Origin of the sequence: Cystobacter fuscus, from assembly GCF_044360685.1 — a bacterium.
Lineage (GTDB): Bacteria > Myxococcota > Myxococcia > Myxococcales > Myxococcaceae > Cystobacter > Cystobacter fuscus_C.
In genome coordinates, this window is sequence record NZ_CP043491.1 from 5,000,786 (window position 1) to 5,024,909 (window position 24,124).

Below are 24,124 nucleotides of genomic sequence, written 5' to 3' on the forward strand. Positions count from 1 at the left end.
GCGTGGAACGCCACGAGGCGAAGCGTCCACCCGAGTCCGGTCGGGACGGGAACTCCTAGACCTTCCGCGTTCGCGGCGGAGGGCGATGATACACAGTGGCTGGAATCAATCCACCATGCGTGGGCGAGCGGGCAGCCTGACGGTGAAGCAGGCGCCCTGGCCCTCGCCGTCGCTGTGGGCCTGGACGGTGCCGCCCTGCAACTCCACCAGGTGGCGCACGATGGACAACCCCAGGCCCAGCCCGCCGTAGCGGCGCGTGGTGCTGCCGTCGGCCTGCTGGAAGCGCTCGAAGAGGTGGGGGAGGAAGGTGGGGGAAATGCCCTGGCCGGAGTCGCGCACCTCCAGCTCCACGAAGGACTCCACGCGCCGCAGCCGCACCGTCACCCGGCCTCCGGGCGGGGTGAACTTGATGGCGTTGGTCAACAGGTTCCACGCCACCTGTTGCAGCCGCTGGGCATCTCCCCGCACGAGGCCCACGTCCTGCTCCAGCAGGGGCTCCAGGTGGATGTCGCGCGCGGCCGCGGCTGGACGCACCACGTCGAGCACCGCCTCCACCACGGCGCGCGGGTCCACCGGCTGCAATTCCAGGCGCATCCGTCCGGCGACGATGCGGGAGATGTCCAGCAGATCATCCACGATCTGCGCCTGGGCGCGCGCGCTGCGCTCCACCGTCTCCAGGGCGCGCTCCTGTTTGTCCGGAGACATCGGCGTGGTGCGCAGGATGTTCGTCCACCCGAGGATGGCGGTGAGCGGCGTGCGCAGCTCGTGGCTGACGGTGGCGAGGAACTCGTCCTTGGCGCGGTTGGCTTCCTCGGCCCGGTCGCGCGCCTGGCGCGCCAGCTCGAAGAGGCGCACGTGCTCCAGGATGGTGGCGGCCCGGTGCGCGAGCTCCCCGGCGAGCTGGAGATCGTCGGCGTCGTAGGGCCGGTAGCTCTCGCCCGCCGCGAGCACCAGCGCGCCCCGGTGCTTGCCCTTGAGGGTGATGGGCACGACCATGCCCCGCAGGCCCACGAAGGCCCGCAGCAGCTCCCGCCGGGCCTCGTCCGGCTCCGCGGCGAGCGCCTGCTGGGTGAGCGCGGGGAAGGACTCCGCCCGTCCGTGGGGCCACGGCCCCTGGAACATGGGCACGTGGACGCCCGGGCCCGCCTGGCGCAGCCGCAGGGCGCGCCGCGGGTCCACGTCGCTGAAGGCCACGCGCTCTCCGGGGCCGGTTCGAGGGCCCTCACCCGGGCCGGCTTCGTCGTGCAGGAACACGCCACACCACTCGGCGAGCCGGGGCACCAGACATTGGGCGAGGTTCTCCATGGCCGGGCGCAGCTCCCACGTGGAGGCCAGCGCGGTGCTCGCCTCGGTGAGCAGCTCGAGCGCCTGGCGCGCGCGGCGCTGCGCGGTGATGTCGGTGATGGAGCCCACCCACTCGCGCACCGAGCCGTCCAGCTCCAGCACGGGCACGCCGCGCGACACCACCGGCGTGTAGGTGCCATCGGCGCGGCGCAGCCGGTACTCCGCCTCGAACAGGCCCCGCGTGGCGAAGGCGCGCTGCCACGCCGCCGTGGCCCGAGCCCGGTCCTCGGGATGGATGGCGTCCCACCACCCGGCGCCATGGCGCCACGTGTCGTAGTCCTGCCCCGTGAAGGCGCTCCAGGTGGGGAAGTCCTCGCGGAAGTGGCCCAGGGCGTCCGTCGTCCACAGCAGGGTGGAGGTGGCCATCACGAGCGAGCGGAAGCGCACCTCGCTCAGGCTCAACTCCTCGGCCAGCCGCTCCGCCCGCCAGCGCGCGCGCACCAGCTCCGTCACATCGAAGGCGAACACCGTCACGCCCTCCACGCGCCCGGCCACGTCACGCAGTGGCTGGCAGGTGAGGTGGAAGAGGCGCTCCTCCCAGGGGCCCTCGTCGCTCTGCACCGGCAGCGGCACCTGCTCCAGCACGAGCGGAATGCCGGTGCGGTACACGCGATCCAACACCTCCAGCAGGCTCTGGCCCTGGGGCTCGCGCAGGGCCTCGCGCGCCGTCTGTCCCAGCACCTCCCGTCCTCCCTGGAGCTTGCGGTGACGCGCGTTGGAGAGCACGAAGACGTGCTCGGGCCCGCGCGTCACGAAGGCCACCGCGGGGGCGCTCGCCACGAGCGCGTGCAGGCTCGCGTACTCCGTCTCCACCTGGTTGAGCGGCGTCACGTCGCGCAGGAAGACGAGCACGCCCTCCGGGGCGGGGGATACCCGCGCCTGCACCCAGGCGCCCAGCGGGGCGACGTACTCCTCCACGGTGGAGGACATGCCCTGCGCGAGCGCGCGCTGGCAGGCCCGGCCGAACTCCGTGCCCTCCAGCCGGGGCAGCCGTGACCACAAGGAGTGTCCGAGCACCTCGGCGCGAGCGCGGCCGAGGATGCGCTCGGCGCTGGCGTTGAGGTACAGGGCGCGCCCTTCGGTGTCGAGCGCGAGCACTCCATCCGTGGCGGCCTCGAGGAGGTGCTCGAGCCGGGGAGACGGCGTGACACCGTGTGACTCCGTGAGGAGGACCATGTGAAGGAGGGTGACAGGTCGGCGGCTCCGCGGCGTGTTGCCCTTTCGGGCCAGCGCCAGGAAGTGAACGGGGCCCGCCGGATTCTAGGGCCCCGTTAACACCCGCGTTGGGTGGCCCACACCGGGCGTGTGACGTGGTGATTACCCGAGGAGCGAGGCCACCAGGGCGGGCCAGTCCGTGTGCGCTGGCAGACGTCCCTCGGCATGTTCGGGCCGGCCCCCTCCGCGTCCCCCCGCGGCCTCGGCGGCGCGTTTGAGGAAGGCGCCACAGCCGAAGGAGGCGCCGCTGCCGCGGGTGATGAGCACGGACAGGCCCTCGGGGGTCCGGCTGGCGAGCAACACCACGGCGTCGGGACGCTGGGTGAGCCGCGCGGCCACCGAGCGCAGGTCCTCGGGCGAGGCGCCGTCGAGCACCGCCACCACGCGCGCATCGGGGGAGCGCTCCAGTTGCGCGGCGAGCCCCGCGGCGGTGTGTTCGGCGAGCTTCGCGCGCGCCGCGCCCAGGGCCTCGCGCACGTCCGTCAAATCCCGGCGCAGCCGCTCCACGGAGGCGGGCACGTCGAGCGGTCCACAGGAGAAGCTCCGGCCGAGCGCGCGCAGGGCGGCGGCCTCCTGCCACAGCTCGCTCCGGGCCCGGCCGCCCGCGGAGAAGAGGACGCGGCCCTTGCCCTTGTTGCGCTCCACGCCCAGCACGCGCACCATCCCCACCTGCCCCGAGCGCGTGCAGTGCGTGCCCCCGCAGGGAGACACGTCGAAGCCCTGGATGTGGATGACGCGGATGTTGTCCGTCACCTTGGGGGCGCGGCGCAGGGGGAGGGCGGCGAGCTCCTCGGGCGTGGGGAAGAAGGCGCGGATGGGCACGTCTTCATCGATGAGGGCGTTGACGCGGGCCTCGGCCTCGGCGACGCGCTGCTCGTCGAGCACCTCCAGGTCCACGTCGATGGTGCACACCGTCTCCCCCAGCCGCGAGGACACGGTGTGTGCCCCGGCTACCTCCACGAGTGCGCTGGACAGCATGTGCTGGCCGGTGTGCAGCGCCATGTGGATGCGGCGGCGCGCGCGATCGATGTCGCCGGTCACCTCGGTGCCGGGGGTGGGGAGCGAGGCGCCCTCGGGCAGTTGCAGCAGATGATGGACGACGCCCGCGTCATCCACCTGCACGTCGCGCACGGCGAGGCTTCCGAGCACGCCCCGGTCGGCCATCTGGCCGCCGGCCTCGGGGTAGAAGGCGGTGCGATCGAGCACCACGGAGGGCGCGCCGCTCCACGTGCCATGGGCGAGCACGCGCCCGGTGAAGTGGGAGAGGAAGGGGTCGGCGAAGTAGAGGCGTTCGGTGGGAGTCATGTGAGGAGGAACCCGCTCAGTGCAATTTGCTTCCACCCAGGAGGATGCCCCCGCAGATGGCGATCGGCGCCAGACAGAACAGGCCATAGAAGAGTGGCAGCGCGATGAGGAGGCCCTTGCGCTTGTCTTGCTTCTCGACGGAGTCGTCCCCCTGAATGGCCAGCAAGTAACCCAGGAAGGGCACCACGAGCAGGCCGAGCATCAGCGGGCTCATCGACCGGAAGTTGCTGTCCACCACGTAGTACAGGCCCCAGAAGACCGCATCGAGCAGGAGGTAGTAGCCGACGCCGAGCAGCGTCCACAGCACGACCATGCCGGGGTTGGACTCTCCTCGGGGGCTCATGCCAACCCCGCCGCGGTGAGGGCCTCGCGCAGGGGTGCCAGCCGCGTGCGCTCCAGATCATCCCGGTAGAAGAGGTTGTAGGTGTCGAAGGGGATGATGCGCCCATCCGGATGGGCGATGTGCACGCAGCTCTTCTTGACGCTGCGCAGGTCGAAGGCCTGGGCATCGATGAATTGCATGATGAGGACCCGGAAGACGTTGCGGTAGGTGAGCTCTCCGGGCACCTGGACCTGGGGCAGGCAGCACAACAGATCCGACAGGCTGCGCGAGGAGGACTGGGGGGAGTGGTTGGTGGAGAAGAGCTGGAAGAGCCGCTGCTGCAGGCCGGTGTCCTTCTCGTAGACGATGGTGTTGCGGCCTCCCTCCACCAGCAGCTCCGGGGGAACGAAGCGGGTGAGCGGCACCACCTGGCCCTCGTGCTTGAGGGCGTAGCCCATGCACAGGCTGTCCGGATGGCAGGGCACGGGGATGAGATCCTCCGGCGAGAACAGCCGCGTCTGCTCGAGGATGCGCCGCCGCACCTCCGTCAGGGTCAGACGATCCCTCGCGGGATCATACCCCTCCAGCCGTCCGGCCTCCTGCACGGGTTGGAAGGTGACGCCGCGCACGCAGGGCTGCTGGGCCGCGAAGTCGAGGATGCGGCCGATCTCCCCGTCATTGAGCCCCTTCTTCAGCGTCACCACCAGCGTGGTGCTCACGTCCAGCGCGTTGAGGCGCTCGAGCGCCTGTTGCCGCACCGAGCGCAGATCCGCTCCACGCAGGGCCATGAGCGGCTCGCGCTCGAAGGAGTCGAACTGGAGGTAGACCTCCAGGCCCTTGCGGTAGGTGGCCAGCTTCTCGGCGAAGGCCTCGTCCTTCGCGATGCGGATACCGTTGGTGTTCACCATCAGGTGGCGGATGGGCCGGGCCCGGGCCTCCTCGATGATGCGGAAGAAGTCCGGGTGCAGGGTGGGCTCGCCGCCGCTGAGCTGCACCACGTCCGGCTCGCCCTCGTTGGCCACCACGGCGTCCAACATGGACACCACCTTCTCGAAGGAGCGGTGGGTCTGCCGCTCCGGACCGCTCTCGGCGTAGCAGATGGGGCAGCGCAGGTTGCAGTGGTCCGTCAGCTCCACCAGCGTCAGACAGCTGTGTTGCTCGTGGTCCGGGCACAGGCCGCAGTCGTACGGGCATCCGTAGCGGATGGGCGTGTTGTAGCGCAGCGGCTGCTCGGGGGGCTTGATGAAGATCTCCCGGGAGCGCTTGTAGTAGTCCACGTCGTCCGCCAGCAGTACCCGCTCGAAGCCATGGCGCGGGCAGCGCTTCTGCAGCAGCACCTTGCCGTCGGCGAAGAGGATCTTCCCCTCCACGCGCTGGTAGCAGGTGGAGCAGATGGAGATGGCCGTATCGTAGAAGAGGTAGGGGCGGACGCGGTCGGTCATGGGGTGGCACCAGCCTAATGGAAAACAGCGGGACTCACGTCATCGCGCGTCGGTCTGGACCGGAAGCCCGGGGCGGCGCAGCCACAACCGGGGCAGATCCCGCGCGTAGTAGAGCAGACCCGCCACGCAGACCCATTGGATGCCGCTCAGGCCCAGCAGGGGACGGGGATCCGGCTTGAGCAGATCCACCCCGAGGCGGAAGGTCAGGTCCAACACCATGAAGCGGCGGAAGAGGTCGCCCTGGCGTAGCTCGCGCCCGCGCAACACGAGGCTCAGCGCCGCTACGAACACCATGAAGGCGGCCTCGTAGAGCTGGGTGGGGTGACGGCGCACGCCATCCCCGAAGTCCACGCCCCAGGGCAGCGAGGTGGCCACCCCATAGGTGTGGTCCTCCAGCCCGGTGAAGAAGCAGCCCAGGCGGCCCAGGAAGATGCCCAGACACAGCGGCAGCACGAAGAGATCTCCCGTGCTGCGCTGCTCGCCGAGCAGCTTCTTGGCCAGCTCCACGCCCAGGAGTCCTCCGAGCAGGCCGCCCACGAGCGACTTGCCGGTGAGCAGGCTCGCGGTGGTGACCTGACCCTCGAGCCACAGGGGCCACTCGTCCAACAGGTGCACCAACCGCGAGCCCAGGCCCGCGCCGAGCGCCGCGCCGGCGATGACTCCCAGCCGTGTCGAGGATTGCAGGGGATCCGCCCACCGCCGCTTCAACACGAAGTAGAGCCGCGCGCCGAGGAAGTACGCGAGCGTCTCGAAGAAGAAGTGCGGGTGCACCTGCCAGGGGCCCAGGGGGATGTAGAGGGGAAAGGTCATGAGTGAGGTGAGGCCCGGCAGCCTACCGCATGCCCTGGGGTGTGCCTCTGAACGAAGAGCCAACGCCGCTGAACGAAATGCCCATGGCCGCGTCCCGCCTCCGGCGCACATTCTGGCCCGTGAGCGGCGCACCCCCGCGCCCCGCTCGCCGCTGGAGGTCATCATGCAGAGAGATTGTCCCGGGCCCACCGCCCGTGTCCTCCCCACCCGTCCAGGCGGCCCGCCGCTGGACCTGGGCCCCCTGCTCGAGGAGCGTGGCCGCGTGGATCCACGCATCTACGTGGACCCCGAGGTGTACGAGCTGGAGCAGGAGCGCGTCTTCGGGCGGAGCTGGCTGTTCCTCGCGCACGAGTCCCAGCTCAAGCGGCCCGGCGACTTCATCACCACGTACATGGGGGAGGATCCCATCATCGTGTCGCGCCAGGACGACGGCTCGGTGGCCGCCTTCCTCAACCAGTGCCGCCATCGCGGCATGCGCCTGACCCAGGAGGACGCGGGCCACACCCGGGTCTTCACCTGCACCTATCACGGCTGGACATATGACCGTGGCGGGCGCCTGTCCTCCGTGCGCGACGAGCGGGAGCTCTACCGCTGTCCCGTGGACCGCGACCGCTGGAGCGCCGTGCGTGTGCCTCGTGTCGAGTCCTTCCACGGCTTCGTCTTCGGCACCTGGGACGAGCACGCGCCCTCCTTCCGCGACTCGCTCGGGGACGCGGCCTGGTACTTCGAGCCCCTCCTGGACGGCCTGGGGGGCACCGAGGTGATCGGCGTGACGAAGTGGACCGTGCCCTGCAACTGGAAGTTCGGCGCCGAGCAGTTCGCCTCGGACGGCTACCACTTCGGCATGTCCCATCTGTCCGCGCTCAAGGCGCTGGTGAGCCAGGTGCCCGGGGCGCCGCGGACCATGCAGGAGGCCACGCCCCCTCCGGATGGCGGCCGGCAGTTCAAGAACGCCCAGGGCCATGGCGCCCTGATGGCCGCTCTCCCGCCCAACCTGATGCGCGGCGCGCGCCTCGCATTCGAACCCAAGGCGAACGAGTGGCTGCAGGGGCCGCGTCAGGACTTCCTCGTGCGCAAGTATGGCGAGGCGCGCGCGTCTGTTTTCATCCCGGCGAGCAACCTGTTTCCCAACGTGGGCATCCTGCCCGCCGCCAACGCGTTGCGCGTGTGGCAGCCCAAGGGTCCCGAGCAGATGGAAGTCTGGTCCTATGTGATCGCGGACGCGGACGCTCCCGCCGACGTGAAGCAGGCCATCCGGCTGGGCAACCAGCGCACGTTTGGATCGACCGGCATCTTCGAGCAGGACGACACGCACAACTGGACGGAGATCCAACGAGTGCTCAAGGGCAGACGAGCGCGGCGCGAGATCTTCAACATGGAGATGGACTCGGGCACCCAGCAGGACGCCGAGGGGCGCTTCCCCGGCACCACCGCGAACCGCTCCGCCAGCGAGGTGGCCGCCCGCGCCTTCTATCGCCGCTGGGCGAGCCTGCTGTCCACGGAAGGTGCCCCATGAGCACCGCCCCCGCGCTCCACGTGCCACCGCTCGTGCCCGGCCCCGCGCTGCAGTACGAGCTCGAGCAGTTCCTCTACGCCGAGGCCGCGCTGCTCGACGAGCACCGCTTCGAGGCATGGCTCGGGCTGTTCACCCCGGACGCACGCTACCGGGTGCCCGTGCGCACCAACCGCGTGACGCGCGAGGCCACGCGCGAGGCCCTCGAGTCCCAGGACGTGTCCGCCCACTTCGATGACGACCTGCGCGGCCTGTCGCTGCGCGTGGCGCGGCTGACGACCGGGCTCGCCTGGTCCGAGTACCCGCTCAGCCGCACGCGCCGTCTGGTGAGCAACGTCCAGGTGAGTGCCCTCGACGCGCCCGGAGAGGTGGAGGTGCGCTCCTCCTTCCTGCTCTACCGCACGCGTCAGGAGCATGCCGTGGACCTGTTCGCCGGGCTGCGTCAGGACGTGCTGCGCCGCGCGGACGCGCCGGGCGCCTGGCGCATCGCGCACCGCACGGTGCTCCTGGAGCAAACCGTCATCCTCGCCGGCAACCTCAGCGTCTTTTTCTGAGCAGTCCGTCGGGAGGGCTCACTGGGAAGGGTGCTCCTGGCGGATCTCCACTCCAGGAGAGCGGGTATTTCAGGGAAGACGTCGGAGGGAACGTTAGACTTCCCTCCCACGTTCGCGCTGGAAGTCCGCTCATGGATGCCCTCTCTCAACTGCTCCAGACCTTGCACCTGGATGTCGTCGGCTCGCGGCATGTCTCGCTCCATGGTCCCTATGGGGCGCGCTTCGCGCCGGGAGCGGGTCCCCAGGGCCTGTTCATGGTGCTGGATGGAGAGGTGTGGCTCGAGCCCGAGGGCCACCTGGAATCGCCCCTGCACCTGGCGCCGGGAGACATCGGCCTGTACGGGGGGCCGGGCATCATCGTGCGTGACTCCGCCACCCCGCGCTCGCGGCCCGTCGACGTGAACTTCGAGCCCTCGACGCCGGGTCCGCGCAGCATGGGAGGGCCGGGGCAGCGGACCGTGGCGTTGCTGGGCGTGCGCTTCGACCTGGAGGCGGGCGCGGCGGCCCCGCTGCTCGCGGCCCTGTCGCCCGCGGTGCCCCGGCGCTCCCAGGAGTCGCTCGCCGCCGCGCTGATGCCGTCCTTCCAACGCGTCTGCGAGGACTTCGAGTCCGGACGGCCAGGGGCCCACGCGCTCATCCAGCACGTGACGCAGCTGCTGCTGGCCGAGTGGGTTCGCACCGCCACTCCCCCGGATGCGGCGCTCGCGGTGGGGGCGGGGGCGTTCGCCGATCCCTCCATCGCCGCGGCGCTCACCCTCATCCACCGCCAGCCGGGAGCGCCCTGGACGGTGGACAGCCTCGCCGAGCGGGTGTCGCTCGCGCGGACCACCTTCGCGCTGCGCTTCGCCCGGCACGTGGGCGAGTCCCCCTTCCGCTACCTGACGCGCCGCCGGATCTCCCTCGCCACGCGCCTGCTCCAGACCACGACGCTGTCCCTGCACGAGGTGGCGCTCCGGGTGGGCTACGCGGACGAGGCCACCTTCCACCGCGCCTTCAAGCGCGAGACGGGGACGCGGCCCGGCGCGTTGCGTGGTCCCCGCGTGGGATGAGCGGCGATCTCGTGGCTTCGAGGCCCGGCACCTCGGCCCTACCTGAGTTCTTTGCTGTCATGATGAGGAGACATGCGAATGGAAATGAATCGGCTCTTCCCTTGGTCCGGCGCGGTCGCTGCCGCGGCCTGTCGCCTTTCAACCGTCTGTCTCGCGCTGGTTCTGGGCTGCTCGGCGCGGGACGCGGATGTGCGGGCCGCGGACGTGCAGTGGATTGGCAATTCGTCCATCTTCCCCGCCAATGGGAGCATCACTTCGTCCAGCGACGTGTGGCTCAACACCGAGACGTATCCCCTGAACAGCGCGGCGAGCGTACGGGCCGTGTACAGCCTGGACGAGGGAGCCAACTGGCTGACCGTGGCGATGACGAAGGACGGGGTCAGCGGTAACAACGACAAATGGCACGTCAACCTGGGCAGGCTGCCTTGTGGCAGCAGGATTCGTTACGCGATCGAAGCGACCAACCCCTCGAAGTGGGACAACAACGGGGGCTCGGACTACGCCGCGAGCGTGAACGTGGCGGACGGTGACATCTGCCCGACGACGTTGAACTGGGTCTCCAATTACGGCTTCAAGAATGGCAAGGATACCGTCAGCGTGACGGTGTCCAATCCCAACACGGATGCGCGGACCTACGTGCTGAGCTCCGACGCGGTCCGCCGGTCCGATGTGGAAAACAAGGCAACCACGCGGACCCTCAACGAGACGTTGGGCAAGCCGGTCGTTCGAACCGGCAACCCGCTCTTCGACAGCTTGTTCGCGCTGGCCTATGACGAGATGGTCAATACCCTCTCCGTGAGCCAGATTGGCGATGGCGCCTACAATGGAGGCAAACCCATCGCCTGCCCGAAGGACGGCGGGAGTGGGGGCTGCTTCAAGACCGGCGTGAAGTGGTCCTACGTGTGGACACGGGACAGCGCGTACGCGATCGACTTGTCCCTGGCGCAGATGGATCCGGTGCGTTCGGCCAACACCCTGAAGTTCAAGATCTCGGATCGGCGCGGCAATCCGGGCAGACCGGAGATCGTTCAGGACACCGGGTCCGGGGGCAGCTGGCCGGTCAGTACGGACCGCGTGGTCTGGGCGCGCGGGGCCTGGGAGGTGTTGAAGTACCTGAGCGGCGACCAGCGCACGCAGTTCCGTGATGCGGCCTACGCCGCCATGGTCAATACCATCGAGAACGATCGCATCGCGGTCTATGACGCGGGCACGGGTCTCTACGCGGGCGAACAGTCGTTCCTCGACTGGCGTGAACAGACCTATCCCAGTTGGACCGCGAGCAACGTCGTGCACATCGGCATGTCCAAGACCTTGTCCACCAACGTCAATCACTGGATGATCCTCGATGTCGCCGCCAGACTCGCCGCTGAAAAAGGCGATACCGCCACGAGCACCCGGTACCGGGGCTGGGCTGACGCGCTGAAGGCCGCGTTGAACGACCACCTGTGGTTGTCCCAGGTGGGCCTGTACAGCACGATGAAGACCACCGAGCTGGATCCTTCCTCGGTGCAACGCTATGAGCTGGTGGGAGAGGCACTGGCGGTGAGCGATGGCATCGCGGATGCGGCCAGGACCGCCTCGATCCTCCAGACGTATCCGCATACCGTGGCCGGTGCTCCCGTGGTGTGGCCGCAGATCAGGGATACTCCCATCTATCACAACCAGGCCATCTGGCCGTTCGCGTCGGCCTATTGGCTGCGTGCCGCGGTGCTCGGGAAGAATGACGCGGTGGTCAACCACAACCTGAAGACGCTGATCCGTGGAGCGGGCCTGAACCTGTCGAACATGGAGAACTTCCAGTTCATCAGCCTGTCAGGCAATCATCAGGATCAGGACAATGGGAACAGGGCGGGCCCGGTCATCAACTCGGAAGCACAACTGTGGTCCGTCGGGGGATACATGTCCTCGGTGCTGGACGTGGTCTTCGGCCGTCAGGCCACCCAGACCGGTCTGCGCTTTCAGCCGTTCGTGACCAAATACATGCGCAACACGCTGTTCCCGGCCGCCAACAGCATCCACTTGAAGAACCTGCCCTACAAGGGCAAGACCCTGAACGTGGAGGTGCTGTTGCCGGCAAGGGATGGCGCGAGCAACGGTTATTACAATGTCGCCAGCGTCAAGCTCAATGGCGCCCTGGTGGCCAACGACACCTACTTCACGGCCTCCTCCTCGGCCAGTGACACGTACAACGTCCAGATCCAGCTCGCGGATGCGAATGCGCCTCGAACGACGATGACGGTGGTGGAGGACACGGGGGACTACAGGCGCTTCTGGGCACCGAGGGAACCGACGGGAGTGTCCGTGACGTTGAGTGGCGGCTTGCTGAGCATCGGTTTCAGCCCGAACGGCGAGACGGGCGTGGTGCACCACATCTACCGGAACGGTACACGGGTGGCGAGCAATCTGACGACGACCCGCTGGACGGATCCAACCTCGACCAATTATGCGTCGAAGACCCTGTGCTACAGCGTCGAGTCTCAGTACACCGGCGGCGATGGGGTCGCCAACCTGTCGCACCACTCGGATCCGGTCTGTTACTGGCACACCGGCACCGCCACCTTCTTCAACACCGGCGCGGGCTTGAACAGCCTGGACGGAGCCTCGACCGCGACCGATCACGGCCGCCCGCACTTCAACGATTGGGGGACCGCGAACCAGGTGCTGGAAGCGGCTTTCACGCCGGGGCTCACCGGAAGCTACGCGGTGCAGTTGGTGTATGGCAACGCGTTCGGCCCGGTGAACTCCGGTGTGACCGCGGCCGTGAAGCGGATCGAGGTGGTCAACGCCGCGGGCCAGGTGGTTGCTTCCGATGTGGTGATGATGCCGCAGCTGAGCAACTGGGATGTCTGGGGTGACTCCAGCTTCGCGCGCTTCTCACTGACCGGGGGGGCCACGTACAAGATTCGCGTGAAGGACTTCTACAACATGTCCTATCTGGAGAGTAACGCGACCTACGGAGGGGCGGGCGGCTCCGGCGGTCCGGTCAACCGGGCGAACGTTTCGGGCATGAAGCTGCTGCGCATGGAATAGCCTCTCGGGCCCCCTCCACGGCGTTGTCTCCGCGAGAGGCCACGCCGTGACCTTGGACTCCTTCAGCGCGGCCCGTAGCGCTTGCGCAGCTCGTCGAAGGACAGCCCGCTCCATTCGGACAGGAGCGCCACGGCGTCCCGGGCGTGGATGAAATGGAGCGTGTCCCCGGAGAAGACGGAGAGGAACACGCCGCCGCACTGGGGGAGCTTCGCGCCCCGGGACTCGAGGTAGTCCACGAACCGGGGCAGCAGGTAGTCGAGCAGCCAGGCGCGGACATTCCCGTCTGGCAGGAGGATCTCGTAGCTCGTGGCGTACGAGGACTCGCCGCCCACCTCGTCCCGGACGCGTTGGATGGCCTGGTTGGCCAGATTGGCCGGAGCGCGGTCGAAGGCGAGGCGGAGCAGGATATCGGTATCGGCATCCATGGTGGGGCCTCCTGGCGGGGGAGGGATTCCCACCATGTCCGTAGCGGAAGAACAAGGGGCATGAAGCGAGGGGGGGCGGACGGGGGAGGAGGAGAAGCGTCGCCTGGAGCACGAGGGGCGGAACATCGGTCACGCCATGCGGGTGCCTGTGCTTAGGCTTCTCTCATGAGTGACAGGGAACTCGCGGAGTTTCTGGGGCGGCAGGGCATCACCGATGAGCGGGTGCTGGAGGCGATCCGGAGCCTGCGACGGGCGGATTTCATCCCCGAGGAGCTTCGGGACGTGGCGGGACAGGACAGCCCCCTGCCCATCGGCCATGGGCAGACCATCAGCCAGCCCTTCATCGTGGCGTACATGACGCAGGCGCTGGCGCTCCAGCCCGGGGAGCGGGTGTTGGAGATCGGCACCGGCTCGGGCTACCAGGCGGCCGTGCTCGCGCGGCTGGGCGTGGTGGTGTACACGGTGGAAGTCCTCCCCGAGCTCGCCTGGCCGGCGCGCGAGCGGCTGGAGCGGATGGGGCTGGGGGGCATTCATTTCCGGGTCGGGGATGGCACGGCGGGCTGGCCGGAGGAGGCTCCCTTCGATGCCATCCTGGGCACCGCGGCCCCCGAGCGTCTGCCTCCCGCGCTCTATGAGCAGCTGCGCCCGGGAGGCCGCCTGCTGCTGCCGGTGGGCGCGCGCACCGGCCATCAGGAACTCATCCGCGTGACGAAGCCGCTCGAGGGAGGCGCTCCCCAGGTGGAGGCGCTGCTGGCGGTGCGCTTCGTTCCGATGACGAGCTCGCCCCCGGAGTCCCTTCCCCACTGAGCGGGAGGGCGCTTCGAGGCGGGTGCCATTGCGCCGGGTGGAGTGGGACCGCTAACCTCCGGGTCCATGATCATCTGCCCCATGTGTGAGCACCAGCAGGCTCAGGGCATCGAGTGCGAAGTGTGTGGGAAGAAGCTCGCCGTGGCCGCGCCGATCGCGGTGGCGGTGAGCACGCTTCCGGAACTGGAGGGCACGCAGCTCGCGGGCGGCCGGGCGCCAGTGGCCGTGGCGGCGATCCAGGAGCTGGAGCTGACGCGTCAGGCGCCCGTGCAGGTGGGGGCTGTCCAGCCGGTGGCCGAGCTGGACACGGGGCGTGCCGCCGCGGCGGGCAACGTCGTGGTGTCGCCCATTCAAGACATGGACACGGGCCGCGCGCTCTCGGATGGACTGAGGACGGCGGCGCCCACCGGGCCCATCGTCTGCCGGTACTGCCGCACGCCGCAAGCCAGCGGCCTCATCTGCGAGCGCTGTGGCATGCGTCTGCCCAAGCTGCGCCAGACGGCCCCCGCGCCCTCGGCCGGGTCGGAGCTGGTGGCGGCGGGCGAGTGGACGAAGTGCACGAAGTGCCACACCCATACCCGCGCGGGCCGAGCCTGCGTGTCGTGCGGAACCCATGTTCCCGCGGCGGATTGAGAGTCCATGAGCACGTCTGATTTCCAGGCCGCGTATGCGTGCAGCGAGGGGTGCGGCTATCGTGCCTCGCTGCTCGAGGTCGTCTACCGCTGCCCCAGGTGCGACGGTTTGCTGGAGGTGGCGCACGACGTGGAGGCGCTGCGCTCGGTGCCCGCGGAGGAGTGGAAGCGGCGCTTCGCGCAGCGCTTCGGGTCCTCGCGGCTGCCGTACGCCTCGGGCGTCTGGGGCAAGCACGAGTGGGTATATCCCCAGCTTCCCGCGGGGGACATCGTCTCGCTCGGAGAGGGGCGGGTGCCGCTCAAGCCGCTGCCGCGCATGGCGGCGGAGCTGGGGCTGGCGAGCCTGGACTTGAAGGAGTGCGGCGTGTCGCCCACGGGCAGCTTCAAGGACTGGGGCATGACGGTCCTGGTGTCCGCGGTGAAGCACATGCGCGCCCGGGGCGTGCCCATCCGCGCGGTGGCGTGCGCGTCCACCGGAGACACCTCGGCGGCGCTGTCGGCCTACTGCGCCGCGGCGGGCATCCCCTCGGTGGTGTTCCTGCCCCGCAACAAGGTGTCCTTGTCGCAGCTCGTGCAGCCGGTGGCCAACGGGGCGCGGGTGTTGTCGCTCGACACGGACTTCGACGGCTGCATGAAGCTGGTGCAGCAGGTGACGCGCGACGCGGGCCTGTACCTGGCCAACTCCATGAACTCGCTGCGCATCGAGGGCCAGAAGGTGGTGGCCATCGAGCTGTGCCAGGACCTGGACTGGGAGCCGCCGGACTGGGTGGTGATTCCGGGTGGCAACCTGGGCAACGCGAGCGCCCTGGGCAAGGGCTTCGAGTTGATGCTCGCGCTGGGGGTCATCACCAAGCGGCCGAGGATCGCCGTGGCGCAGGCCCAGCGCGCCAACCCGCTCGTGCGCTCCTTCCGGGGAGGCTTCGCGGAGCTGGTGCCCATGCAGGCCGAGCGCACGCTCGCCTCGGCCATCCAGATTGGCAACCCCGTGTCCTTCCGGCGCGCGGTGCGCATCCTCAAGGCCTTCAATGGCGTGGTGGAGGAGGCGACCGAGTCCGAGCTGGCCAACGCGGCGGCCCGGGCGGACCGCGAGGGCACCTTCACCTGTCCGCACACGGGCGTGGCGCTCGGCGCGCTGGAGAAGCTCGTGGCGCAGGGTGTCATTGCCCGGGGCTCGCGCGTGGCCGTGGTGTCCACGGCGCATGGCTTGAAGTTCCCGGACTTCAAGGTGGGCTACCACCAGGGCGCCCTGGCGGATGTGGCGAGCCGCTTCTCCAACCCGCCCATCGATCTGCCCGCGAACCTGGATGCCGTTCGCGGCGCCCTGGCCGATTTCTAGAAAATCCCCAAGCAGGAGTGGTGCCCTGGCCCGGGAAGAGCTCGTCGGCTCTTCCCGCCGGCGAAGCCGTGCGAAAAATAAGTTTCGCCTATGTTTCTCTTTATAACTGGTGTACACACGGTTCCCGGTGAATCCAGTTCTGGCGCGTCTTCCGTTCCGGAGGCGCCCATCACGTCACATATCGGGAGAACACATGTTCAAGCGTCGGTACCTCGGTCTCGCGGCGGTGGGTCTGTTGACGGCGTGCGGTGCTCAGCCGGAAGTGGATGAGAGCCTTTCCACGGACACGCTCGCCTCCACCGAGTCCACGGTCATCGTGGGCAGCGTGGATTGGAAGAGCAGCACGGCGCTGACCGGGACGCAGGCCACCCGGGCCAACGCGGTGGGCTATCTGTCCATCCCCGCGGTGAGCTCGCGCTGCACGGCGTGGCTGGTGTCGGATGACGTGCTCATCACCAACAACCACTGCATCGGCAGCGCCTCCCAGGCCGCGGGCGCCAAGGCGTCCTTCAACTATATCGACGGCGTCGCCTCCGGCTCGCGCATCTATTACGACTGCTCCACCTTCATCAAGACGTGGAGCAACCTGGACATGACCGCGCTGCGCTGCGCCGCGCTCAATGGCCAGAAGCCGGGGCAGGTGTACGGCAAGCTGACCGTCGCCAGCACCAACGCGGCCACCAACGCCAGCATCTACGTGCTCCACCAGAACTGCGACTACTACACCACGTCCGGCTGCGCCCCGACGAAGAAGTTCTCCCCGGGCACCATCCTGAACGCCAACTACAGCTCCACGGACGCGTCGTACAACGCGGACACGCTGGGTGGCTCCTCGGGCTCGCCGGTGCTCTCCACCTCCACCAACGAGGTCATCGCGCTGCACCACTACGGCTTCGGTGGCAACTCGTCCGGCCGCGGCACGCACAACAGCGGCGTGCGCGCCACGCTCATCAAGTCGGCGCTGGCCGAGATCGGTCTGTGATTGACGGCGGCGTGAGCCGCTGAAGTGCATGGGAGGCGCCCGGGGTGGAATCAGCCACCGCTCCGAGGCGCCTCTTCGTACGTCTAGGTTCCGGGCACCAGCCCATACAGCGTGGTGATTTCGCGCGAGCGCGCCGCGTGGAGCGGATCGCTCCGGTCCTTCGCCTTGGAGTGGCGGGCCGGGGTGGAGCGCTTCCACTTCACACGCAGCCCCCGCCGGGACAACTGCTCGTCGAGCCATTCCGGGGCGCGCAGGCCCAGCAGCACCGCGAGATCCGAGAGCACCAGCAGCCCCTCGCCTCCGGGATTCAGGTGCTCGGTGAGCCCGTCGAGAAAGCCCAGGAGGAAGCGGTTGTCCTCGTCGAACACCGCCCGGTCCACCCGGTTCTTCGGGGGCTCGGGAATCCACGGGGGGTTGCTCACGACGAGGTCCGCCTTGCCGGGCGGAAACAGATCCCCCTCGAGCACCTCGAAGCGCTTGGACAGGCCGAGCCGCTCGGCGTTCTCCCGGGCGCACGCCACGGCGCGCGCATCGCAATCGGTCGCGGTCACCGAGGCCGCGCCGCGCTGCAGCAGCAGGAAGGACAGCACCCCGGTGCCGGTGCCCACGTCGAACACCCGCTTGCCCTTCACGTCGGTGACGGACAGGAACAGCTCCACGTAGTCGGTGCGCGTGGGCAGGTAGACGCCGTAGTGGGGATGCAGCCGGCCCGTGAGCCCCGGCACCTCCAGCCCCTTGCGCCGCCACTCCGCGGCCCCGAGCATGCCCAGCAGCGTCTTGAGGGAGACGTGGGTCGTGTCGGCGTCGGGCTCGCCCCACACCTGGCGGCACGCCTCGGCGACGTCGGGCGCGCGTTTGACCTGGAGCCGGTAGTCGCGGTCGAGCGCCACCACGATGCGCGACAGGGTCTCGTGTTCGAGCTGCCGCGCCCGGCGCTCGGCGCGGAAGGCGTCCAGGGGCGAGCGGACCTTGGGCGGGTCGGGAAGGCGGCGGGCCATGGCGCCCACGAGCTGCTTGGCGTTGTGGAAGTCCCCCGTGTACAGCAGGTACTCGCCCCGCCGCACCCGGCGCAAGGCCGTGTCCGCGGTGAGGCGGTCATCCACGGGAGAGAGCCGCGACGGGGCGGGTTCGTCGCTTTCTGAACGCCAACGCGTGGAATCCATCCCGGGTCCCTATCCCGGCTCCGGGCACGCATGCAACGCCAGGGTGGGGGGTTGTGGGACTCCCGGAGCGCGAGCTTCTCGACGCGCCCCCCGGGTTCCGCTAGGTTCGCCGCCCCGTGAGCGCAGATACGCAGACCCTTCGTGAGCAGTTCGACCGCCTCCAGGAGGCCTTGTCCACCCGCCAGAGCACCCAGCTCTTCGCCCACGCCGGACTCGCCTTCATCGCGGCGCTCATCCTCGGCGGCGCGACGGGCAAGCTCTTCTGGGACTCGGCCCGCGCCCCGTATGTGGCGTGGCTCGGCCTGCTCGCGACGGTGGGACTGCTCGTCTATGGGCTGCTGCGCCTGAGCAAGGCGCGCACGGTGCTGGCCGACGAGCTGGCGCGCTACGCGACGATGATGGAGCTGCGCCGTCAGTTGCGCCTGGATGATCCCTCGGCGCTGTTGCCCCGGTGAGCGCCGTGTCCGACGCCCGCCGACGCGGCCTGCTCATCGTCCTGGAAGGACTCGACGGCGCGGGCACCACCACCCAGGTGGAGCGGCTGGCCGCGGCCCTCAAGGCCGAGGGTCATTCCGTCCTCACCACGCGCGAGCCCTCGGACGGGCCGGTGGGGGTTCTCATCCGTCAGGCCCTCACGGGCCGGGTGGTGCTGCCTGGCGCGGGGCCCCTGGCGCCCGAAACGCTCGCGTTGCTCTACGCGGCGGACCGGACGGATCACCTGCGCGCCCGGGTCCTGCCCGCGTTGGAGGCGGGGCAGGTGGTCCTCAGTGACAGGTCCGTGCTCTCGTCGCTCGCCTACCAGGGCGCGTCGCTGCCCATGGAGTGGGTGGAGGCCATCAACTCGCACGCCATCCCCGCGGACCTGACGCTCTTCGTGCAGGTGTCCATCGAGGTGGCGGCGCGGCGCCGGGCGGCACGCGGCGGGCCGGAGGAGCTCTTCGACGCCGAGGAGAAGCAGCGCCGCATCTCCCAGCAGTACGAGGCCGCCATCGCCCTGCGGGGCGCGCGCGAGCACGTGGTGCGCATCGATGGGGATGCCACCGTGGAGGCGGTGACCGCGGCGTGCCTGGCGCGCGTGCGGGAGCTGTTCGCGCGCGAGCCCGGGCGGGCGCCGGTACGCTAGAGTGCCCCCCCTCATGGCTTCCTCGGGCGCTGCGGCGATCATCATCGGCAACGAAGTCCTCACGGCGAAGGTGGTGGACGCCAATGGTCCCCACCTCATCCAGCGGCTGCGCGAGGTGGGTGTTCCCCTGCGCTCATTGGAGATCGTCCCCGACGAAGTGGATGCCATCGTGGACGCGGTGGCCCGGGCCCGCCTGAAGGCGAAGTACGTCTTCACCAGCGGTGGTATCGGCCCCACACACGACGACGTGACGGTGCGCGCGGTGGCGCTGGCCCTGGGCCGTCAGGTGGTGCGGCTGCCCGAGATGGTGGCGCTCATCAGCCAGATGAGCCGGGAGCGGGGCCACGAGCAGGTGCCGCCCGAGACGCTGCGGCTGGCGGATGCCCCCGAGGGCGCGGTGCTCCTCGCGCATCCGGGCCTGGGGTTCCCGGTGCTCACGGTGGAGGACTTGTTCCTCCTGCCCGGTGTGCCGCAGCTCTTCCGCTCGCAGCTCGAGGCGGTGCTCTCGCGGCTCAGTGGCGCGCCCGTGTACCTGCGCGTGTTGTACCTGGGCGTGGGCGAGAGCGCGGTGGCGGGCGTGTTGGATCGTGTGGCACTGGACATGCCGCATGTGTCCATTGGCTCGTACCCGATGTTCGATCCTTCACTGGACTATCAGGTGAAGGTGACAGTGGAGAGCGGCGAGCGTGACTCGGTGGAGGAGGCGCTCGCCCGGCTCCAAGCGGGTCTTCCCACGGGCTCCGTTCTGCGCACCGGGTAGTCGCCACCGGGGGTCAGGCATGGTAGCTGGGGGTCGAACGGACCGTCGTCCGAGGAGAAACCCATGTCCGAACCACTCGACCCGCCGTCCTTTGGGCCGGATGAGGCCCTCTCGGACTATGCCGTGCTGGCACGGCGCTGGGTCCAGCAGGGCTGGCTGCTGCGCGCCATCGCCCTGTGCAAGATCATCCTCCGGCTCGAACCGGATCACTCGCCGACGCGCCGGCTGCTGTCGGAACTCGATGCCCGGCGCCTGGATCCCTTCGCCGCCCCCGCGGGTCCCGCCGTGCCGATGCCCTCCAACCTGGAGCGGGATCTGCCCGTGGGCGCTTCCGAGCGCAAGCCCGCCTCCGCCTCGCTGCTGGCCCGGCTCGGCCGGTGGGAGTTCCAGACGGTGCTCGAGTCCCTGGAGCTGAGGGACTTCCATGCCGGGGAGCTCGTCGTGGAGGAGGGCACTCCGGGAGACTCGTTGTTCGCCATCGTGGAGGGGAGCGTGGAGGTGTTGCGCACCCTGAAGTCGGGCCGGCGGCGCACCGTGGCCCTGCTGGGCGAGGGGGACTTCTTCGGGGAGATGTCGCTCTTGTCCCACGTGCCGCGCGTCGCGAGCGTCAGGGCCTTCGAGCGCACGGCGGTGCTGGAGCTCAAGCGCGAGCGTCTGGAGCGGATCGCCCAGCGCCACCCGTCCGTGGAGGAGGTGCTGCGCGGCTACCAGCGCGAGCGCCTGCTCGACAACGTGCTGCGTGCCAACTCCCTCTTCCGGCTGCTGTCGAGCGCGCAGCTGGAGGCCCTGTCCCACGAGTTCCAGCTCCGGGCCATGCCCGCGGGCTCGATTCTGTTGCAGCAGGGGCAGCCCGTGGACTCGCTGTACCTGCTGCTCCAGGGCCAGTGCCAGGTGATGCACCAACACCCGGAGCACGGCGAGCAGGTGCTGCGCACGCTGGAGGAGGGGGACATGTTCGGGGAGATCGCCCTGCTGCTCGGCTTCGCCGCCACCGCCACCGTGCGCGCGAACACGCCCTGCATGCTGCTGCGGCTGGATCATGCCGTCTGCGAGCAGCACCTGCTCGAGCAGCCCGAGGTGCGCGATGCGCTCTCGCGCCTGGGCACGGAGCGCCTGCTGCACACCGCCAGCTTCTTGTGGGATCCGCTGTCGGCCTCGCCCGTGCGGCGCTCCTGAGGAGCCCGGCCGCTACGCCGCGTCCGGCGGCTTCGCCGTGCCCTGGGCGTCCAGTTCCACGGGCCCCCGGCCATGGCGGAGCGTGGAGTGGCGGTAACCATAGATGAAGTAGATGACGAGCCCGATGGCCAGCCAGATGCCGAAGCGCTCCCAGGCGTGCACGGGCAGGCCCTTCATCACGAAGAGGCAGGCGGCGGCGCCTCCGAGCGACACCGGCCACACGAAGGGCACCTTGAAGGGCCGGTGCCGCGAGGGATCCTTCAGGCGCAGCACGGGCACGCCCAGGCACACCAGCAGGAAGGCGGACAGGGTGCCGATGTTCGTCAGGTCATAGGTGGCGGCGTCATCGGCCACCAGCGCGCCGAGCGCCACCAGCACGCCCGTGATGATCGTGGTGATGTGGGGGGTGCGGTACTTGGGGTGAACCCGGGCGGCCCACGGGGGCAGCAGCCCGTCGCGCGCCATGGCGTAGAAGATGCGCGGCTGGCCGTACTGGAAGACGAGGATCACCGCGGACATGGACACCACGGCGCCCAGGGCGATGATCCAGCTGAACTTCGTCAGGCCCGCCACCTCGAAGGCATGGGCCAGGGGATCCGCTGCCCGGAGCTGCTGGTAGGGGATGAGGCCCGTGGCCACGGCGCCGACGATGACGTAGATGATCGTGCACACGCCCAGGCCCAGGAGGATGCCGCGGGGCATGGTGTGCTGGGGATTCTTCGTCTCCTCGGCCGCCGTGGAGATGGCGTCGAAGCCGATGTAGGCGAAGAAGACGATGGCCGCCGCCTGGTGGATGCCGGTGAAGCCATTGGGCGCGAAGGGCGTGTAGTTGGCTGGGTTGATGTGCATCGCGCCCACGCCCACGAAGATGGCGAGCACCACCAGCTTCACCGCCACCATGGCGTTGTTGACCCGGGTGCTCTCCTGCACCCCGATGACCAGCAGCCAGGTGATGACCATGATGATGAGGAAGGCGGGCAGGTTCACCAGCACCGGGATGTCGAATACCCGGGGTGCGGTGTCCAACAGGGCCCGGATGGCGGGATCGGAGCTCGCGTGCACGTTGTAGTAGCCGTGCGTCAGCCAGCCGGGAATCTGCACCCAGGGGGAGATGAGCGAGTTGAAGTAGCCCGCCCAGGCGATCGCCACCGCCACGTTGCCCACCGCGTACTCGAGGATCAGATCCCACCCGATGATCCACGCGATGATCTCCCCCAGCGTCGCGTAGGAGTAGGCATACGCGCTGCCGGCCTGGGGGATCATCGACGCGAGCTCCGCGTAGCAGAGCGCCGCGAGGGCACACACCACGCCGAGCAGCAGGAAGGAGACGGTGAGCGCGGGTCCGGCGCCATAGCGGATGACCTCTCCATCCGGCATGACCTCGCCCGCCGCCGCGGTGCCGAGCGTGGAGAAGATGCCCGCGCCAATGACCGCCCCGATGGAGAGCATGACGAGATCGCCCGTGCCGAGCACGCGCCTGAGGCCTCCGGAGGGCGCCTCGGTGGGGTCGGCGATCTGCTTGCGCTGGAAGAGAGAACGCATGGGTGGGGGGCGATTAGCACGATCCCCCCCGCCGGGTCTCGCCGCGCGGTGGGGGGAGGGGACGCGTCCGGGCCCCGGCAGGCGTTCGTTCCCCGGCGGGGCCCGTTCATGGGGCTTGTCCTCGGGCCAGCGGACGGCTAACTCCGCGTTCTGTCGAGGGACAGGGTTTCAAGAGGAAGGAAGACCGTCATGCAGGTGGTCAGTGTGAAGAAGGCGCTGGATGGCTCGGTGGCGCCGGACACGAAGGTCGAGGTGCGGGGCTGGGTGCGTACCCGCCGGGACTCGAAGGCGGGCATCAGCTTCGTCAACGTGAGCGACGGCTCCACCTTCGATCCCATCCAGGTGGTGGCGCCCAACACGCTGTCCAATTACGAGGCGGACGTGCTGCGGCTCACCGCGGGCTGCTCCGTCGTCTGCCGCGGCACGCTCGTGAAGAGCCAGGGCAAGGGCCAGTCGTTCGAGGTGCAGGCCGACGAGGTACGGGTGCTCGGCTTCGTGGACGATCCGGACACCTATCCCATCCAGCCCAAGCAGCACTCGCTGGAGTTCCTCCGGGAAGTGGCCCACCTGCGTCCGCGCACCAACACGTTCGGCGCCATCACCCGCGTGCGCCACACCGCGGCCCAGGCCATCCACCGCTTCTTCCACGAGGAGGGCTTCTTCTGGGTGAACACCCCCATCATCACCGCGAGTGATGCCGAGGGCGCCGGACAGATGTTCCGCGTGTCCACGCTCGACGCGGTGAACCCGCCGCGCACGGACACGGGGAAGATCGACTGGAGCAAGGACTTCTTCGGCAAGGAGGCCTACCTCACCGTCTCCGGCCAGCTCAACGTGGAGGCGTACTGCCTGGCGCTGTCCAAGGTGTACACGTTCGGCCCCACGTTCCGCGCGGAGAACTCCAACACCACCCGGCACCTGGCCGAGTTCTGGATGATCGAGCCGGAGATCGCCTTCGCGGACCTCAACGACGACGCGAACCTGGCCGAGCGCTTCCTCAAGTATGTCTTCCAGGCGGTGCTCACCGAGTGCGCCCCGGACATGAAGTTCTTCGAGGAGCGCCAGCAGAAGGGCGTCACCGAGCGCCTGGAGAAGTTCATCCAGTCGAGCTTCGAGCGCATCGACTACACGGATGCGATTGAGATCCTCAAGAAGGCCAAGAAGAAGTTCGAGTACGCGCCCGAGTGGGGCAAGGACTTGCAGACCGAGCACGAGCGCTACCTCGCCGAGGAGCACGTGGGCCGGCCCGTGGTGGTGATGAACTACCCGGAGCAGATCAAGGCCTTCTACATGCGCATGAACGATGACGGGAAGACCGTGGCGGCCATGGACGTGCTGGCCCCGGGCATCGGCGAGATCATCGGCGGCAGCCAGCGCGAGGAGCGTCTGGACCGGCTCGACGAGCGCATGAAGAAGTTCGGCCTGCACCCCGAGGGCTACCAGTGGTTCCGCGATCTGCGGCGCTACGGCTCGGTGCCGCACGCGGGCTTCGGGCTCGGGTTCGAGCGGCTCATCGTCTACATCTGCGGCCTGCAGAACATCCGCGACGCCATTCCCTACCCGCGCGTGCCGGGCTGGGCGCAGTTCTGAGCCT

At 69.1% G+C, this 24,124-nt stretch carries 21 protein-coding genes; 13 read left to right on the forward strand and 8 right to left on the reverse strand.

The window, feature by feature from the left end; genetic code table 11:
* Positions 1-105 precede the first annotated feature (105 nt).
* From F0U63_RS20640 to F0U63_RS20660, 5 genes are all read right to left on the reverse strand, one after another.
* Entirely contained in the window at positions 106-2,520 is a 2,415-nt protein-coding gene (locus F0U63_RS20640; protein WP_395847622.1) for a PAS domain-containing protein, read from the reverse strand.
* Positions 2,521-2,661: 141 nt separating this feature from the next.
* Positions 2,662-3,864 (reverse strand): alanyl-tRNA editing protein, encoded by a 1,203-nt coding sequence (locus F0U63_RS20645; RefSeq protein WP_395847623.1) that lies wholly within the window; start codon positions 3,862-3,864, stop codon positions 2,662-2,664.
* Positions 3,865-3,880: 16 nt separating this feature from the next.
* Positions 3,881-4,207 carry a hypothetical protein gene (locus tag F0U63_RS20650; RefSeq protein ID WP_395847624.1) on the reverse strand — a complete coding sequence of 109 codons (327 nt, stop codon included), beginning with the start codon at positions 4,205-4,207 and terminating at the stop codon, positions 3,881-3,883.
* Positions 4,204-5,628, reverse strand: coding sequence for a radical SAM protein (locus tag F0U63_RS20655; protein WP_395847625.1), 1,425 nt, complete (start codon positions 5,626-5,628; stop codon positions 4,204-4,206). Before F0U63_RS20655 ends, F0U63_RS20650 begins: the two co-directional genes overlap by 4 nt.
* A 39-nt stretch (positions 5,629-5,667) precedes the next feature.
* A complete protein-coding gene (locus tag F0U63_RS20660) occupies positions 5,668-6,438 on the reverse strand; it encodes a prolipoprotein diacylglyceryl transferase (RefSeq protein WP_395847626.1) in 771 nt (256 codons plus the stop codon).
* A gap of 163 nt (positions 6,439-6,601) precedes the next feature.
* Between F0U63_RS20660 and F0U63_RS20665 the strand changes: the two genes are divergently transcribed.
* From F0U63_RS20665 to F0U63_RS20680, 4 genes are all read left to right on the forward strand, one after another.
* Complete coding sequence (locus F0U63_RS20665) at positions 6,602-7,954, forward strand: aromatic ring-hydroxylating dioxygenase subunit alpha (protein ID WP_395847627.1); 1,353 nt, start codon at positions 6,602-6,604, stop codon at positions 7,952-7,954.
* Positions 7,951-8,505: an aromatic-ring-hydroxylating dioxygenase subunit beta gene (locus F0U63_RS20670; RefSeq protein ID WP_395847628.1), complete on the forward strand. Its 555-nt coding sequence runs from the start codon at positions 7,951-7,953 to the stop codon at positions 8,503-8,505. Before F0U63_RS20665 ends, F0U63_RS20670 begins: the two co-directional genes overlap by 4 nt.
* A 131-nt stretch (positions 8,506-8,636) precedes the next feature.
* Positions 8,637-9,554, forward strand: a complete 918-nt coding sequence (locus tag F0U63_RS20675) for a cupin domain-containing protein (protein ID WP_395847629.1) — start codon at positions 8,637-8,639, stop codon at positions 9,552-9,554.
* 78 nt (positions 9,555-9,632) lie between these two features.
* On the forward strand, positions 9,633-12,584 hold the full coding sequence (locus F0U63_RS20680) for a hypothetical protein (protein ID WP_395847630.1): 2,952 nt from the start codon (positions 9,633-9,635) through the stop codon (positions 12,582-12,584).
* A 62-nt stretch (positions 12,585-12,646) separates the two neighbouring features.
* On the opposite strand, the gene F0U63_RS20685 is transcribed toward F0U63_RS20680, so the two are convergent.
* A complete protein-coding gene (locus tag F0U63_RS20685; RefSeq protein ID WP_395847631.1) occupies positions 12,647-13,009 on the reverse strand; it encodes an STAUR_1299 family protein in 363 nt (120 codons plus the stop codon).
* A 165-nt stretch (positions 13,010-13,174) separates the two neighbouring features.
* Between F0U63_RS20685 and F0U63_RS20690 the strand changes: the two genes are divergently transcribed.
* From F0U63_RS20690 to F0U63_RS20705, 4 genes are all read left to right on the forward strand, one after another.
* The gene (locus F0U63_RS20690; RefSeq protein WP_395847632.1) at positions 13,175-13,816 is read left to right on the forward strand and encodes a protein-L-isoaspartate(D-aspartate) O-methyltransferase; all 642 of its coding nucleotides are present in this window, start codon (positions 13,175-13,177) and stop codon (positions 13,814-13,816) included.
* Between the two features lie 81 nt (positions 13,817-13,897).
* Positions 13,898-14,449 (forward strand): hypothetical protein, encoded by a 552-nt coding sequence (locus tag F0U63_RS20695; RefSeq protein ID WP_395847633.1) that lies wholly within the window; start codon positions 13,898-13,900, stop codon positions 14,447-14,449.
* A gap of 6 nt (positions 14,450-14,455) precedes the next feature.
* Positions 14,456-15,784 (forward strand): threonine synthase, encoded by a 1,329-nt coding sequence (gene thrC / locus F0U63_RS20700; RefSeq protein ID WP_395847634.1) that lies wholly within the window; start codon positions 14,456-14,458, stop codon positions 15,782-15,784.
* Between the two features lie 193 nt (positions 15,785-15,977).
* Positions 15,978-16,766 carry a trypsin-like serine peptidase gene (locus tag F0U63_RS20705; RefSeq protein WP_395847635.1) on the forward strand — a complete coding sequence of 263 codons (789 nt, stop codon included), beginning with the start codon at positions 15,978-15,980 and terminating at the stop codon, positions 16,764-16,766.
* A gap of 83 nt (positions 16,767-16,849) precedes the next feature.
* On the opposite strand, the gene F0U63_RS20710 is transcribed toward F0U63_RS20705, so the two are convergent.
* The gene (locus F0U63_RS20710; protein ID WP_395847636.1) at positions 16,850-17,869 is read right to left on the reverse strand and encodes a methyltransferase; all 1,020 of its coding nucleotides are present in this window, start codon (positions 17,867-17,869) and stop codon (positions 16,850-16,852) included.
* 176 nt (positions 17,870-18,045) lie between these two features.
* Here F0U63_RS20710 and F0U63_RS20715 point away from each other — a divergent pair, with 176 nt between their 5' ends.
* The 4 genes from F0U63_RS20715 to F0U63_RS20730 all read left to right on the forward strand — a co-directional run bounded on the left by F0U63_RS20715 (position 18,046) and on the right by F0U63_RS20730 (position 20,988).
* Positions 18,046-18,384 carry a hypothetical protein gene (locus F0U63_RS20715; RefSeq protein WP_395847637.1) on the forward strand — a complete coding sequence of 113 codons (339 nt, stop codon included), beginning with the start codon at positions 18,046-18,048 and terminating at the stop codon, positions 18,382-18,384.
* Entirely contained in the window at positions 18,381-19,052 is a 672-nt protein-coding gene (tmk, locus tag F0U63_RS20720; protein WP_395847638.1) for a dTMP kinase, read from the forward strand. Before F0U63_RS20715 ends, tmk begins: the two co-directional genes overlap by 4 nt.
* A 13-nt stretch (positions 19,053-19,065) precedes the next feature.
* The gene (locus F0U63_RS20725; protein WP_395847639.1) at positions 19,066-19,812 is read left to right on the forward strand and encodes a competence/damage-inducible protein A; all 747 of its coding nucleotides are present in this window, start codon (positions 19,066-19,068) and stop codon (positions 19,810-19,812) included.
* Positions 19,813-19,875: 63 nt separating this feature from the next.
* Entirely contained in the window at positions 19,876-20,988 is a 1,113-nt protein-coding gene (locus F0U63_RS20730) for a cyclic nucleotide-binding domain-containing protein (RefSeq protein WP_395847640.1), read from the forward strand.
* Between the two features lie 12 nt (positions 20,989-21,000).
* Here F0U63_RS20730 and F0U63_RS20735 read toward each other — a convergent pair whose 3' ends face one another.
* The gene (locus F0U63_RS20735; RefSeq protein WP_395847641.1) at positions 21,001-22,530 is read right to left on the reverse strand and encodes an amino acid permease; all 1,530 of its coding nucleotides are present in this window, start codon (positions 22,528-22,530) and stop codon (positions 21,001-21,003) included.
* Positions 22,531-22,719: 189 nt separating this feature from the next.
* Between F0U63_RS20735 and asnS the strand changes: the two genes are divergently transcribed.
* Positions 22,720-24,120, forward strand: coding sequence for an asparagine--tRNA ligase (gene asnS, locus F0U63_RS20740; RefSeq protein ID WP_395847642.1), 1,401 nt, complete (start codon positions 22,720-22,722; stop codon positions 24,118-24,120).
* Positions 24,121-24,124 lie beyond the last annotated feature (4 nt).

What these genes read in the sequence shown, in the direction of transcription:
- thrC (WP_395847634.1), top strand. Translation starts at nt 14,456, where the DNA reads ATGAGCACGTCTGATTTCCAGGCCGCGTATGCGTGCAGCGAGGGGTGC.
- F0U63_RS20665 (WP_395847627.1), top strand. Translation starts at nt 6,602, where the DNA reads ATGCAGAGAGATTGTCCCGGGCCCACCGCCCGTGTCCTCCCCACCCGT.
- F0U63_RS20735 (WP_395847641.1), bottom strand. Translation starts at nt 22,530, where the DNA reads ATGCGTTCTCTCTTCCAGCGCAAGCAGATCGCCGACCCCACCGAGGCG.
- F0U63_RS20640 (WP_395847622.1), bottom strand. Translation starts at nt 2,520, where the DNA reads ATGGTCCTCCTCACGGAGTCACACGGTGTCACGCCGTCTCCCCGGCTC.
- F0U63_RS20725 (WP_395847639.1), top strand. Translation starts at nt 19,066, where the DNA reads ATGGCTTCCTCGGGCGCTGCGGCGATCATCATCGGCAACGAAGTCCTC.
- F0U63_RS20645 (WP_395847623.1), bottom strand. Translation starts at nt 3,864, where the DNA reads ATGACTCCCACCGAACGCCTCTACTTCGCCGACCCCTTCCTCTCCCAC.
- F0U63_RS20650 (WP_395847624.1), bottom strand. Translation starts at nt 4,207, where the DNA reads ATGAGCCCCCGAGGAGAGTCCAACCCCGGCATGGTCGTGCTGTGGACG.
- F0U63_RS20680 (WP_395847630.1), top strand. Translation starts at nt 9,633, where the DNA reads ATGGAAATGAATCGGCTCTTCCCTTGGTCCGGCGCGGTCGCTGCCGCG.
- F0U63_RS20730 (WP_395847640.1), top strand. Translation starts at nt 19,876, where the DNA reads ATGTCCGAACCACTCGACCCGCCGTCCTTTGGGCCGGATGAGGCCCTC.
- asnS (WP_395847642.1), top strand. Translation starts at nt 22,720, where the DNA reads ATGCAGGTGGTCAGTGTGAAGAAGGCGCTGGATGGCTCGGTGGCGCCG.
- F0U63_RS20675 (WP_395847629.1), top strand. Translation starts at nt 8,637, where the DNA reads ATGGATGCCCTCTCTCAACTGCTCCAGACCTTGCACCTGGATGTCGTC.
- F0U63_RS20690 (WP_395847632.1), top strand. Translation starts at nt 13,175, where the DNA reads ATGAGTGACAGGGAACTCGCGGAGTTTCTGGGGCGGCAGGGCATCACC.
- F0U63_RS20705 (WP_395847635.1), top strand. Translation starts at nt 15,978, where the DNA reads ATGTTCAAGCGTCGGTACCTCGGTCTCGCGGCGGTGGGTCTGTTGACG.
- F0U63_RS20685 (WP_395847631.1), bottom strand. Translation starts at nt 13,009, where the DNA reads ATGGATGCCGATACCGATATCCTGCTCCGCCTCGCCTTCGACCGCGCT.
- F0U63_RS20660 (WP_395847626.1), bottom strand. Translation starts at nt 6,438, where the DNA reads ATGACCTTTCCCCTCTACATCCCCCTGGGCCCCTGGCAGGTGCACCCG.
- F0U63_RS20695 (WP_395847633.1), top strand. Translation starts at nt 13,898, where the DNA reads ATGTGTGAGCACCAGCAGGCTCAGGGCATCGAGTGCGAAGTGTGTGGG.
- F0U63_RS20670 (WP_395847628.1), top strand. Translation starts at nt 7,951, where the DNA reads ATGAGCACCGCCCCCGCGCTCCACGTGCCACCGCTCGTGCCCGGCCCC.
- F0U63_RS20655 (WP_395847625.1), bottom strand. Translation starts at nt 5,628, where the DNA reads ATGACCGACCGCGTCCGCCCCTACCTCTTCTACGATACGGCCATCTCC.